At 58.0% G+C, this 13159-nt stretch carries 12 protein-coding genes; 7 read left to right on the plus strand and 5 right to left on the minus strand.

Annotated elements, in window-relative coordinates; all coding sequences use genetic code 11:
• Nucleotides 1-233: GTP-binding protein (locus tag V6Z81_10010; protein ID MEG9862799.1), on the plus strand; the 233-nt coding region annotated here is incomplete at its 5' end.
• Nucleotides 234-243: 10 nt separating this feature from the next.
• Here V6Z81_10010 and V6Z81_10015 read toward each other — a convergent pair.
• The 5 genes from V6Z81_10015 to V6Z81_10035 are packed head-to-tail and all read right to left on the minus strand — an operon-like array spanning nt 244 to nt 5798.
• Nucleotides 244-1233 carry an ABC transporter ATP-binding protein gene (locus tag V6Z81_10015; GenBank protein ID MEG9862800.1) on the minus strand — a complete coding sequence of 330 codons (990 nt, stop codon included), beginning with the start codon at nt 1231-1233 and terminating at the stop codon, nt 244-246.
• Entirely contained in the window at nt 1230-2264 is a 1035-nt protein-coding gene (locus V6Z81_10020; protein MEG9862801.1) for an ABC transporter ATP-binding protein, read from the minus strand. The genes V6Z81_10015 and V6Z81_10020 overlap by 4 nt, the downstream gene beginning before the upstream one ends.
• Nucleotides 2265-3179 carry an ABC transporter permease gene (locus tag V6Z81_10025; GenBank protein ID MEG9862802.1) on the minus strand — a complete coding sequence of 305 codons (915 nt, stop codon included), beginning with the start codon at nt 3177-3179 and terminating at the stop codon, nt 2265-2267. It lies immediately after the preceding gene.
• On the minus strand, nt 3176-4159 hold the full coding sequence (locus V6Z81_10030; GenBank protein ID MEG9862803.1) for an ABC transporter permease: 984 nt from the start codon (nt 4157-4159) through the stop codon (nt 3176-3178). Before V6Z81_10030 ends, V6Z81_10025 begins: the two co-directional genes overlap by 4 nt.
• Nucleotides 4160-4211: 52 nt before the next feature.
• Nucleotides 4212-5798, minus strand: coding sequence for an ABC transporter substrate-binding protein (locus V6Z81_10035; protein MEG9862804.1), 1587 nt, complete (start codon nt 5796-5798; stop codon nt 4212-4214).
• 265 nt (nt 5799-6063) lie between these two features.
• Here V6Z81_10035 and V6Z81_10040 point away from each other — a divergent pair, with 265 nt between their 5' ends.
• From V6Z81_10040 to V6Z81_10065, 6 genes are all read left to right on the plus strand, one after another.
• Nucleotides 6064-6822, plus strand: a complete 759-nt coding sequence (locus V6Z81_10040) for an aspartate/glutamate racemase family protein (GenBank protein MEG9862805.1) — start codon at nt 6064-6066, stop codon at nt 6820-6822.
• A gap of 222 nt (nt 6823-7044) precedes the next feature.
• Nucleotides 7045-8040: a TRAP transporter substrate-binding protein gene (locus V6Z81_10045; protein ID MEG9862806.1), complete on the plus strand. Its 996-nt coding sequence runs from the start codon at nt 7045-7047 to the stop codon at nt 8038-8040.
• A gap of 93 nt (nt 8041-8133) precedes the next feature.
• Nucleotides 8134-8661, plus strand: coding sequence for a TRAP transporter small permease subunit (locus tag V6Z81_10050; protein MEG9862807.1), 528 nt, complete (start codon nt 8134-8136; stop codon nt 8659-8661).
• Nucleotides 8662-8666: 5 nt separating this feature from the next.
• A complete protein-coding gene (locus tag V6Z81_10055; protein ID MEG9862808.1) occupies nt 8667-9974 on the plus strand; it encodes a TRAP transporter large permease subunit in 1308 nt (435 codons plus the stop codon).
• A 51-nt stretch (nt 9975-10025) separates the two neighbouring features.
• Nucleotides 10026-11207: an enolase C-terminal domain-like protein gene (locus V6Z81_10060; GenBank protein MEG9862809.1), complete on the plus strand. Its 1182-nt coding sequence runs from the start codon at nt 10026-10028 to the stop codon at nt 11205-11207.
• A gap of 83 nt (nt 11208-11290) precedes the next feature.
• A complete protein-coding gene (locus V6Z81_10065) occupies nt 11291-13048 on the plus strand; it encodes a thiamine pyrophosphate-binding protein (GenBank protein MEG9862810.1) in 1758 nt (585 codons plus the stop codon).
• Nucleotides 13049-13159 lie beyond the last annotated feature (111 nt).

Raw genomic sequence — 13159 nt, forward strand, 5'->3', positions numbered from 1 at the left:
AATTCAGCCGGGATATTCTGCGCGGGAAGGGTATCATCCACTTCACGGAGGAGTCCCGGCCCATGGTCTGGCAGCAGACCGGTCGCCATATCGACATCAGCCCTGTCGGCAGCACGATTGCGCAAAAGGATATCGACCGCAGCCGGCTGATCGTCATCGCGCCGGATGAGCCCGATGCCGTCTCAGGGGCCTTGTGCAAAATCGGGTTCAGCCCCTACAGCGCCGGGATGTAGAATCCCGGTTTCAGGACGCCTCGCTCCCCGCCAGATGGCAGGCGGTGCGGTGGGCGCCTTGTTCAGGCAAGAGTTTTGGCACTGACTGCCGGCACCGGTCTTCAACGAGGGGGCATCGGCCCGCAAAGCGGCATCCGGTCTGCGGGACGGTGAGGTCCGGCAGCGGGCCTGAGATATCCTGGCGTTCCGCTGCGGGGTCACGGTCATCGATACCGGGCACAGCGGAAAGCAGGGCGCTGCTGTAAGGGTGCTTCTGCCGGGTGAAGAACGGCTTGCGCTCAGCCCGTTCGACAATCTGCCCCATATACATCACCGCGATGTCATCACACATATGCTGGATCACGCCCAGATCGTGGGAGATGAACAGATAGGTCAGATTGAACTTCTCCTGCAGGGTTTTGAGCAGGTTCAGGATCTGCGCCTGAACGGCAACATCAAGGGCGGAGACAGGTTCATCGCAAATCACAACGGAGGGCCGCGGGGCGAGCGCGCGCGCGATCCCGATACGCTGTCGCTGGCCGCCGGAGAACTGATGGGGAAAGAGGCGTTTCTGCTCTGCGCGCAGCCCCACGGCCTGGAACAGCTCATCAATGATCCCGTCCTGTTCTGAGCGACTTGTCTGGCCGGCATGCTGAAGCGGCTCCCGGACAATGTCTTCGGCTCGCAGCCGCGGGTTCAGCGATGAGTAGGGATCCTGGAAAATGATCTGGACACGCTGCCGGGCCACCCGCAGCATATCGCCGACAAGTCCCCCGAAATCCTCGCCGTCGAGCAGGATCTGGCCCTGCTCCTTCTCCACAAGCCGCGCCACCGCCAGGGCCGCCGTCGTTTTCCCCGAACCTGACTCGCCAACGATACCCAGCGTCTTGCCCCGGGGGATGTCAAAGCTGACATCATCGACGGCGAGCAGGCTTTTGCGTTTGCCTTTGTCATCACGCACCTTCAGCCCGAAACGAACGGAAAGATTGCGCACCGATAAGAGAGGTGATGATGCCGTCATTTCCCCCCTCCATGCGGATGCCAGCATGAGACCGAATGCCCGGCGGATTTGGCGGCGGCTTTGGCGGCGGCTTTGGCGGCGGATTTGGCGGCGGGGTGATGGCCGGGCTTCTTGTCAAGGCATTGCTGGGACAGCCGGTCGCATCGCGGCGCGAACAGGCAATGGTCCTGCCCGAAGCTCGTGATGTCCGGGACGATACCGTCAATTTCAGGCAGGGTTTCGGGCACAGACGCCGCCCTCGTGCGGATATACGGCACACAGGAGATCAGCCCCTTGGTATAGGGATGGGCCGGTGCGCGGATGATCTGCTCGACCGTGCCTTCCTCAACCTTGCGGCCAGCGTACATCACCAGCATCCGTTGCGCCATTTGCTTCACCGCTCCTATATCATGAGTGATCAGAATCATGGCCGTGTCCGTGCGGGCCCCAATATCGAGAAGCAAATCAAAAATCTCGGCCTGCACCGTCACATCAAGGGCGGTTGTCGGCTCATCCGCAATGAGGATCTCAGGCTCGCAGGCCAGCGCCACGGCAATCATCACACGCTGGCGCTGCCCCCCTGACATCTGGTGGGGGTACTGGCCGAGGCGGCTTTTGGCATCGGGGATTTTAACGGCATCGAGCAAATCGGCCGCCGTCGTCAGCGCCTCATCCCGGCCCATCCCGCGATGCCGCTCAAGCACTTCTGCGATCTGGTTGCCGATGGTGAAGACCGGATTCAGCGATGTCATGGGTTCCTGGAAAATCATTGAGATTTCATTGCCGCGCAAATCCTGCATGCGGCTTTCATCCGCTTTGGCAATATCCTGTCCCTTGAACAGAATCTGACCTGAGGCGATGCGGCCCAGCGCGGGCAGAAGCCCCATCAGGGCGAGGGCGGTCATCGATTTCCCGCAACCCGATTCTCCGACAAAGCCGATCCTCTCCCCGCGGCCCAGACTGAAAGTGAGGTCGTCAAGGACGGGGACGACGCCCCCTCTTGTGTTGAAATCAACCCGCAGGTTTTTCACCTCAAGCAGTGTCTCTGTCATCTACCGCCGCCTCAGTTTCGGGTTGAGCGCGTCATTCAGGCCATCGCCAATGAGGGAGATCGCCAGCACGGTGATGAAGATCGCAAGGCCGGGGATCGTCACGGCGTAGCTGTGACTGAGAAAATATGTCCGGTTCGAACCGATGATCTGCCCCCAGCTGACGACATTGGGGTCGCTGAGACCGAGGAAGGCGAGCCCGGCCTCAAACAGGATGGCCGACCCCACCATGAGGGCGGCCTGGACGATGATTGGCGGCAGGGCATTGGGCAAAATCACCTGAAAGATCAGTTTCAGGTCCGTCGCCCCCGCCGACCTAGAGGCGGTGACATATTCAAGCTCCCTGATGCGCAGGAATTCACCGCGCGTGATCCGGGCCACCGCGGTCCAGCTGACCAGTCCGATCGCGATCGTGATCACCACCAGTGATGCGCCGAACAGGGCGACAATGACCATGGAGAAGAGCAGGGTAGGCAGGACCTGGAAGAATTCGGTGATCCGCATCAGAACCTCTTCCGTATAGCCGCGGTAATATCCGGCAAGGGCACCGAAGGTGATCCCGATGAACACGCTCATCAAGGCGGCGACAAGGCCGATCATGATGGAAACGCGGCCGCCATGGAGCAGGCCTGCGAGGAGGTCGCGCCCCAGATAGTCCGTGCCCAGGATAAAGCCCTCCCTGCCGGGGGATGTGAAGGGCGGTGAGACCAGCTCAAAGGGGCCGGTCGTATAGAAGACGGGGCCGAAGACGGCCGCCAGCACCACCGCCAGCAGGACCACCATGGCCACAAGAGCGGCACGGTTGGCAATGAACATGAGCCACACTTCCATCGCCGGGTGACGGGCGGCGACGAGGTTGGTCTCTTCGCGGTGCTGGGCCTCGCCCTGCAATGTCATTTTCCCGCCGGCCATGATCATCCCCCCCTGCTGTTGATGCGGGGGTCAATCAGACGCAGGGTGAGATCCGTCAGCAAATTGCCGATAATCACCACCAGAGCCGAGAAAAACAGAATCCCCAAAATCGTCGGGGTGTCGCGCGCCAGAATGGACTGAAGCGCCAATGTGCCCAGCCCCGGCCAGCTGAAAACGGTTTCAACGAGAACCGCGCCCGAGACCACGGCGGAGAACTGCAGTCCCGCCAGTGTCACGACAGGGCCCAGCGCGTTTTTCAGCGCGTGTTTATAGATGATCTCCCCCTCGGAAAGACCTTTGGCCCGGGCCGTCCTGATATAGTCCGAGCCCAGCACTTCAAGCATGCTGGCGCGGCAGAGGCGGCTATACAGCGCAAGGAAAATCGAGGCCAGGGTCAGTGCCGGCAGGAACAGGTGATGCGCGACATCAAGAACCCGCCTCCAGACGGGGGCATCGAAGAGGATGACATCGACCATCCCCGCCACCGGGAAGAGGGGCAGGATCAGGGAGAAGGAGATCAGCAGCATGATTCCCGTCCAGAAGACGGGAGCGGAAAATCCGAACAGCGCCAGAAAGGTGACGAAATGCGAGAGCATGCCATGGGGTTTCCTGGCGGAAATGACCCCCAGAACGACACCGATGACGAGGGCCAGAATCTGTGCGGTGAAGACCAGCAGCAATGTTGCCGGCAGCCGTTCGGCGATCAGGCTTGTCACCGGCGTGTTGAAGAAAAAGCTGTAGCCGAAATCGAAATGCAGCACATTCCAGAGAGACAGCCCCAGCTGGACGATGAAGGGTCGGTCAAGGCCGTAATCGATCCTGATCGGGTCCATGACTTCGGCCGTCGCCCCGCCCATGTCGCCGGCAATCGTATCGGCAATATCCCCGGGGGCGATATGGATGAGAAAGAAATTGAGAATGACAACGGCCAGCAGCAAGGCCGCCGCATAGCCAATTCGGGTCAGGATTTGTTTCAGTAATGCCATCACATGCCGGGGGAGGGGAAGGCCCCGCCTGAGCAGCGCCCTCCCTTAAAGGCTAGTTGATGTAAACCCTGTCCAGCGGTGAGACCGTTGCCCAGATGCCGACGGGCGGATTGCCCAGCTTGTCTGAGTGGATCGTGTGGTATGGCAGGGCGTAAGCCCAGTAGACCGGCAGGTCGTCAGCGACGATCTGCTGGAATTCGGCATAAAGCTCCCTGCGCTTTTTCGTATCGGTTTCACTGCCGGCCATTTCCAGAAGCTCGTCAACACGGGCATTGGCATAGCCCTGGGTGTTTGACCAGATGACGCCTTTTTTGATGTTGCTGGACTGGTATGTGCGGTGCACACCGATCACCGGGTCGCCCCAGTTGAAGACAACATCCCACGTCATGTCAAACTCATAGTTGCTGACACGGCTGGCCCAGGTCGGGAAGGCCGGTGAAGAGCGGATGACAACATCAATGCCGACCTTCTTCAGCTGCGGCTTGATGTATTCGGCCTGCGCCTTGATGCCGGCCCAGCCGTAATCGAGCGTCAGCTGGAAACGGTTTCCGTCATCCCCGCGCGGGTAGCCCGCCTCGTCAAGAAGCGCATTGGCCTTATCAAGGTCAAGGTCGTAGGTTTCAACATCGTCCTCGAAGAACGGCGAGCCCGGGTGGATTCCGGTCAGGGCCGGCGTCGATGTCTTTAGCATGATCTCATTGTTGATGAAATCGCGGTCGACCGCATAGGCAATCGCCTGACGGACCTTCTTATTGGATGTGGGGCCGTCGGAGGCGGTGTTGAATGCCAGCCATGCGATCGGGCCGATGGCGGCATAGGCGGTGCCCCCGCTGGTGGCCTTGACGCCGGATGCCGATTTGAGGCGGTTGATATCGCGCGGATTCTGCTCAAACCCGGAGAGATGCGCTTCACCCGTCTCAAGGGCGATGGTGCGCGCCGCCCCGTCCTTGATGATTCGCATCACGATTTTATCGAGGAGCGGGCGGCCTTCAATGAAGAAGTTCTCGTTCTTCTCAAGGATGATGTGCTGGTCACGCTTGAACTCAACCAGCTTGAAGGGGCCCGAGCCGACAACACCCTCGGAGTTTGCCGGATGTGATTTCGGATCCTGACCATCACCATAGACATGTTCGGGGATGATCGGCAACAGCTGCGATGACATGGCCAGCAGCAGAGCCGGATGCGGTTTTCTGAGATTGATCACCGCCGTATGCTCATCCGGGGTGTCAACCGATGCAACCGGGGCGAACATCGTCTTGAAGGGATGGTTTTCCTGAACGGTTTTGATGGAGAAGGCCACATCTGAGGAAGTGATAGGCTCACCGTCATGGAATGTCGCCCCTTTGACGAGGTTCAGGGTTACGGTCAGGCCGTCATCGGATGTCGACCAGTCTTCCGCGAGATAAGGCTGTGGTGTCCAGTCCTCGTCATAGCGGAGCGGCGCAGCAAAGATCTGCGTTCCGGGCTCTCCTGTGGCGATGCCGGACTGAACCGCCGGATTCAGGTGGCGCGGCGTGTTCTGGACGGCCCAGATCAGGGTCCCGCCCTGCTTACCGGCACCGTCATCTGTCGCCGTGTACAGGTATATCAGTGATGATGCAGCGACGATCACCAAAATTGCAATAATTGCGCGTTTCATTTCGACCCCCTCAGGATGCTTATATTGGATGCTTAAAGTCTTTGATCTGCCTTAAACTCTGAATTTTATTTCTTGATTATGCAAGAGTTTTATTTCGGGAAGGCCGGGTCTTTCCGGAGTCTTTCCGGGGGCTTCCCGCAGCCTCATGCCTTTCAGGAAGGTGTTGCAATATCCCCCCGTTTTGCCTACAGATCAAAAGGCGGCATTGATGCTCGTATTTCCGGAAACATCATTGACCCATTATTGACCCAGGGCACATCATCATATGAACAGGACTTGGACGAAAAACACTCAATTCGGCGGCAAGACGGTTTACGGGGCCAGTATCGGCATTCTGATGCTTGAAACCAAATTCCCGAGAATCCCGGGGGATATCGGCAATGCCACGACATGGCCCTTTCCCGTACAGTTTCACGTTGTCAAAGGCGCAACACCGCACAAGGTCGTGCGTGAGGACCCGCGGGTCCTGATTGACGATTTTATCGCTGCCGCCGAAAATCTGGTGGCCTGCGGATGCGACGGGATCACAACCAATTGCGGTTTCCTCGCGCTCATGCAGGATGAGCTTAAAGACGCGGTGAAGGTGCCGGTCGCAACATCCTCCCTCATGCAGGTCCCGATGGTTCAGTCACTGCTTCCCGGCAACCAAAGGGCGGGTATTCTGACAATATCAAAGGCCACGCTGTCTGCCGATCACCTGAAAGCGTGCCATGTGCCCCCGGACACGCCCATCGAAGGAACGGATGAGGGCCGTGAGTTCACCCAGGGCATCCTCTCCGATGCTGAGGAGCTTGACTTTGAGGCCTGCCGACTTGACATGCTGGATGCCGCAACAAAACTCACAACCGATCACAAGGATGTTGGCGCCATCGTCCTGGAATGCACCAACATGACTCCCTATGCGCATGACATCAGGACAGCCACCGGCCTGCCCGTCTTTTCCATATACAGTTTTTTGCACTGGTTTCAGCAGGCCCTCGTCCCCGATCAGTTTCCCGGTGCGTTAAGCGACCCCCGTCATTGATGGGCAGGGCCGCATTCTGGCCAGTCCCGTCACAAACACCCCGCCAATATCAACCGGAAAGCCCACTGAAAGCCCGCTGAAAGTCCATGGGCCGGGTGCGGCCCTGATTTTCAGGCACAAGAACTTCCCTTCACAGGGGAAGCATGGCAGTATCAGGGAATATGATGCTAAGAATACTGAATACCACGACAAATCTTCCCTTCATAAGGGGGGGAGCCAGACATGACCAAGGAGGACAAAATGTCAAAATTCATCAAAACAACAATAGCCGCGATGGCGATTGCCGGAGCATCCGCTGTGGCGGCACAGGCCGAGACCTGGGATATGCCCATGGCTTATTCCGCCACAAACTTCCACTCTGTGACGGGCGCCAAATTCGCCGAATGCGTCACACTGGGGACGGAAGGCGATCTGAAGATCCAGACGCATCCCGGCGGCTCGCTCTTTTCGGGTTCCGAAATCAAGCGTGCCATTCAGACCGGACAGGTCAATATCGGCGAGCGGCTGCTCTCCGCACACCAGAACGAGAACGCCATGTTCGGCTTTGACTCGGTTCCTTTCCTGGCCACTTCATTTGAAGATTCAGAGGCCCTCTGGGAGCTGGCAAAAGAGCCGCTGACGGATATCCTTGAAGATCAGAACCTGCATCTTCTGTATTCAGTCCCCTGGCCCGCACAGGGTTTGTATTTCGACCGCGAGGTGAATACGCTGGCCGACGCAAAAGGCATAAAATTCCGCGCCTATAATACCGCAAGTGCAAGGATGGCCGAACTGGCCGGCATGCTGCCTGTTCAGATTGAAGCGGCAGAGATCAGTCAGGCTTTTGCAACAGGTGTAGCACAGGGCATGGTGTCATCGGGATCGACCGGCTATGACCGCAAGGTCTGGGAGAGCCTGTCGCACTATTATTCAGCAAATGCCTGGCTGCCGCGCAACTACGTTCTTGTTAATGCGGATGCCTGGGATGATCTGGATGACGACATCCAGCATGTCATGAACGGTTGTGCAGCCCTTGCCGAATATGCCGGCGACTGGCGCTCGATACAATATAATGAGTTCACCGTCGGGCAGCTTGCCGCCAATGGCATGACAACAGGTCCGGTCAGTGATGCCCTCGCCGCCGAGCTTCGCAAGATCGGTGAGACCATGACCGCTGAATGGCTTGAAACAACGGGACCGGCAGGCAAAAAGCTCGTCGACGCTTTCAAGTCCCGGTAATCGTCCAAAACAACACAGTCCGGCAGCCCAACCGGCTGCCGGACTTTTCAGCCCGGACCTTTCAATCCGGACTTTTGATGAAGGGAGATCCTCATGGCGTTGCTTCGGGCACTCAGGGCGGCACTGGACAACCTGTATAGAATCGCAGGCTATACCGGCGCTGTGTTTCTGGTGCTGATCCTTTTCTTTGTGGCCGTGCAAATGGTGGCACGGTGGAGCGGTGAAATTTTTGTCGGCGCCCCGGATTTCACGGGGTATTGCATGGCGGCGGCGTCATTTCTGGCCCTCCCCTACACCCTGAACGCCGGCACGCATATTCGTGTCAACCTGCTTTTGAATGCGCTCGGTGACCGCCGGAAATGGCTCGATATCTGGTGCTGGATCATTGCCAGTTTCCTGTCATGCAGCTTCGCCTATTACGCCGCCAAGCTGACCTATCAAAGTTACATCTTCAACGACATCAGCCAGGGTCAGGACGCTTGGCCGATCTGGATCCCCCAGATGTCAATGGCCGTCGGCACAATCATCCTGGCCATCTGCACATTGGACAACCTCATCACAATCCTCTTCACCGGCAAGGACAACATTCGTCCTATCCGCACTGACCAGTTGGCGGGATAGAGATCATGGAAGAGTTCTATCTCAGTTTAATCTTTCTCTTTGTCCTGTTTCTTTTTCTGGGAACAGGCGTCTGGGTCGCCCTCGCGCTTTTCGGCGTCGCCTATCTGGGCCTTGAGATGTTCACCACCCGGCCCGCCGGTGATGCGATGCTCACAAGAATCTGGACCGGTTCGTCCAGCTGGACATTAACAGCCCTTCCCCTTTTCATCTGGATGGGTGAAATCCTGTTTCGAAGCCGATTATCCCAGGACATGTTCAGGGGGCTCAGCCCCTGGATGCAGCGCCTGCCCGGCGGGCTGGTTCACGTCAACATCGTGGGCTGCACCATCTTCGCCGCCGTGTCCGGTTCTTCGGCGGCAACGCTGACCACCGTTGGCAAGATGTCCATCCCCGAGCTTCGAAAGCGCAAATACCCTGAATACATGATCATCGGCACTCTCACGGGCGCAGCAACGCTGGGGCTGATGATCCCGCCTTCACTGACCCTGATCGTTTACGGGGTGGCGGTGGAGCAATCGATCTCCCGGCTGTTCATCGCCGGAATCGTCCCGGGCCTGGTGCTGGCGGGACTGTTCATGACCTATGTGGCGGGCTGGTCGTTCCTGCGCCCGAAAGAGGTTCCGAAAATCGCCGATCCCATGACCTTCAGGGAGAAAGTCAACGAAAGCCGCTTCCTGATCCCCATTATCATGCTCATTATAGTGGTGATCGGCTCGATGTATGGCGGCTGGGCCACGGCGACGGAGGCCGCATCCATCGGCGTCATGGGCGCCCTTTTCCTCGCCGCCGCCCAGGGCTCCCTAACATGGAAGTCCTTCATCGACAGCCTTCTGGGGGCAACACGGACATCGGCGATGATCGCCTTCATCCTGATGGGCGCTATCACGCTGACCTTGGCGATGGGGTTCACCGGCCTGCCAAGGGACCTCGCAGAGTTCATTGACAAGCTTCAGCTCTCCCGCTTTGAGCTTCTGATGGCGCTGATGATCTTTTACATCATTCTGGGCATGTTCCTTGACGGGATTTCATCGGTCGTTCTCACCATGGCGATTGTCCAGCCCATGGTCGTGGCTGCCGGCATTGACCTGAGCTGGTTCGGTATCTTCATCGTCATTGTGGTTGAAATGGCACAGATCACACCGCCGATCGGGTTCAACCTGTTCGTGATGCAGGGCCTGACGAAACACGAGATGGGTTATGTCTCCAAAACGGCATTGCCGTTATTTGCGCTCATGGTCCTGATGGTGTTCATTCTGGTCACTTTCCCGGAACTGGCTACCTATCTTCCTGACAATATGAGAAACAGGCCGTGATGATGGGTATTGAAGAGTCAAGTTCCGTCCCTCTCAGACAGGACAGGCACGATGCCGGATGTGACAAGCATGGCTGCCGCTGACATGCCCCGGGGTGAAGCGAAGGGCAAAAGCGGACATAAGATCGAGACCATCCGCGTTCATCAGATCAACATTCCGGCAAAGACCGTCCATTCCCATGGAAGCGGCGATGTCGCCGGAATCCACGTGGTCATCCTTGAGGTTCTGACCGATAGCGGACTGACGGGCTGGGGGGAAGCCTCGCCGTGGCCGGTCTTCACCGGCACTGCCGAAGGATGCGCGGCCGCACTGCATGTCCATCTGCGCCCCCATCTGATTGGCCGGGACCCGGTTCAGGTCGAAGCACATCTGAGCAGGGCGGACAAGGTCATCGTCGGTCATCCGGAGGCAAAGGCGGCCCTTGAGATGGCGCTTCTCGACATCACCGGGAAGGTTTCCGGGCTGTCGGTTTGCGAACTTGTGGGCGGCAGGATGCGGGAGGATATGGGCATGAGCTTTTCCGTCGCCAACCCTGATTTTGCCGATGACCTCAACGATATCGCGGCCCTGTGGGATGACGGTGTCCGTATCTTTAAGATCAAGACCGGGTTTGCGGAACACGCCTTCGATGTGATGCGGATGGAAAAGCTCCGCAAAACCTACGGCGATGAGATTGATCTCCGCATCGACTACAATCAGGGACTGCCGGCATTCGATGCGATCCGGCGCATTCGCGACCTTGAGCCGTTCCGGCCAACCTTTATTGAGCAGCCGGTCAAAATGCATGAACGGGACTCTCTCGCCCATATCGCACATGTCATTGACACGCCGATCATGGCCGATGAAAGCGTCTTTGACCCCCGCTCGGCATTGCATGGCGCGCAAATCCGGCTCGCGGACATTTTCTCGCTCAAAATCATGAAGTCGGGCGGCATCAGGCGGGCGCTGGAAGTGGCTGCGATCGCGCGTGCCGCCGGGATAGAGGTTTATGGGGGATGCATGTTTGAAACGGGTCTCGCCCATACGGCCGGCGCCCATCTCATGGCCGCGGTCCCGGACCTGACCCTTGGATGTGAATTCTACATGGCCACCTACTATGCGCAGGAGGACATCTTAACGGATCCCTTCCCGGCCGAAAAGGGCCGGGTCCATGTTCCGGAAGGGCCGGGGCTGGGTGTTGAGGTCAGCCCGGATGCGCTCGGGAAATTCGCCGTTGCCGATGTGCTCGCCTGAGACGGGCCGGGATGGTGGTCATTCGGAACATGCACCGTATGTTTTGATAAGTATTTCGAAGGACGGATTATGAAGGACGGGTTATGAAATCTGACAACACACCTGACAACACACCTGACAACACACTGGGGATGAAGGGCGGACAGGTCATCCTGAAGATGCTGGAACTCCACGGGGTCAAGCATGTCTTCGGGCTGCCCGGGGAGACCACGATCGGCTGGTATGACCGCTGGAAGGAACATTCCGATATCGAATATGTGCTCACCCGGGATGAGCGGACAGCATCCTATGCCGCAGAAGCCTATGCCAAAATCACCGGCCGTCCGGCGGTGCTTGAGGCCCCCAGCCCGGGTGTGACGCATTGCACCCCCGGCATGGCCGAGGCCTTCCTCAGCTCGGTGCCGATTATCTTTTTCAGCTCGGACATCCCGATCAATCAGGACAAGAGGCACGGATTGACGGGTCTCGACCAGACCGCACTCTATGATTCCGTCTCAAAGGAATCCTTCACGGTGACGACTGTGCGGGAAATCCCTTTTCTGATGCGCCGGGCCTTCCGTGTTGCCACGTCAGGCCGTCCCGCCCCGGTTCACATCCGGGTGCCCATCAACATCTTTAATGAAAAAGCCGAGGTTGATGATCTCTATGCCGAATCCGAATACGCATCCTACCCGGCACACCGCCCTGTTGCCGATCACGGCAAAATCAGTGCCGCCATCGATGTTCTGATCAAATCGGAAAAACCGGTCATTGTCTGCGGCCAGGGCGGGCTGATTTCAAAGGCGACGGATGCAATCCTTGCCCTTGCGGAACTGCTGCAAATCCCCGTGGCAACAACGACAGCGGGCAAGGGCACGATCCCTGAAACCCATCCGCTGTCCCTGCGCGTCATCGGCTCACGGGGAGGGATGCAGTATTCAAACGATTATGTCAAAGGCGCAGACACGGTGTTCTTTGTGGGGACAAACACGGATTCCAGCGGGACGAACCACTGGACACTCTATGGCGCCCCGGAGTCCAAGACCTTCATGCATCTGGACATCGCTGAAGCCCATATCGGCAACAACTTCCCGCTTGAAGTCGGCATGGTCGGTGATGCCAGGGCCACGATTGAGTATATGGTCGAACGCATCAGGGTGGAGCATCCGGATTTGAACCCTGAGCCCGTTGACCTCAACCCGGTGAAAAAGACGGCACTCGATGCGGTTTTCAATTCAAACATCAAAATGCCCAAGGGAACGCTTTCTCCGGTGAAACTGACCCAGGCCCTTGATGAAATTCTGCCCGATGATGCGATCGTCACAGCCGAGCCGGGCGTTGCGGCAATTTACCCCTCAGCGTTATTGTCGGTCAGAAAACCCGGCCGGAGATACATTACCAACTACTCCATGGGGGCACTGGGCTATTCCGTCCCCGCCGGTCTCGGAGCGCTCTATGCCGGTGACGGGCCGGTGGTCTCCTTCACCGGCGACGGCTCGATCGGGTTTGTCATCGGGGACATGGAGACGATCAAGCGCAGCGGGAAAAACATCACGATCATTCTGACGCGCAATGACACATTCGGGTGGATCCGCGGTGAAGCGATCCTGCTGGATGACGTCAACGAACCCTGGGTCACCGACTTCAATGCCGTCGACTACTGCATGGTTGCTGAAGGCTTTGGGTTTGAGGCGGTGCGGATCACGTCTGAGAGTCAAATCAGGGAGACACTGGAGAGGGCGCTGGCCAATCCGGGCGCTAATTTCATTGAGATCACGGTGCCATCACAGGATGTGATTATACCTTTTGTTCCGTCATGGGTCGATGTGGCCAAAGAAAAGGGTCTGGGCTATTTCTACTGATCGGATGTGGTTGGGGGAGCGTATATTTTTTCTCCAATCTGCCCTATGCTGATCCGTCAATTCCCGGTTTTCAGATGTCTGCTGTTTTCGATCCGGACACCGTCAACGATA

It is taken from the genome of Parvularculales bacterium (assembly GCA_036881865.1).
In the GTDB taxonomy this organism is placed as follows: Bacteria; Pseudomonadota; Alphaproteobacteria; order JAPOUT01; family JBAJNM01; genus JBAJNM01.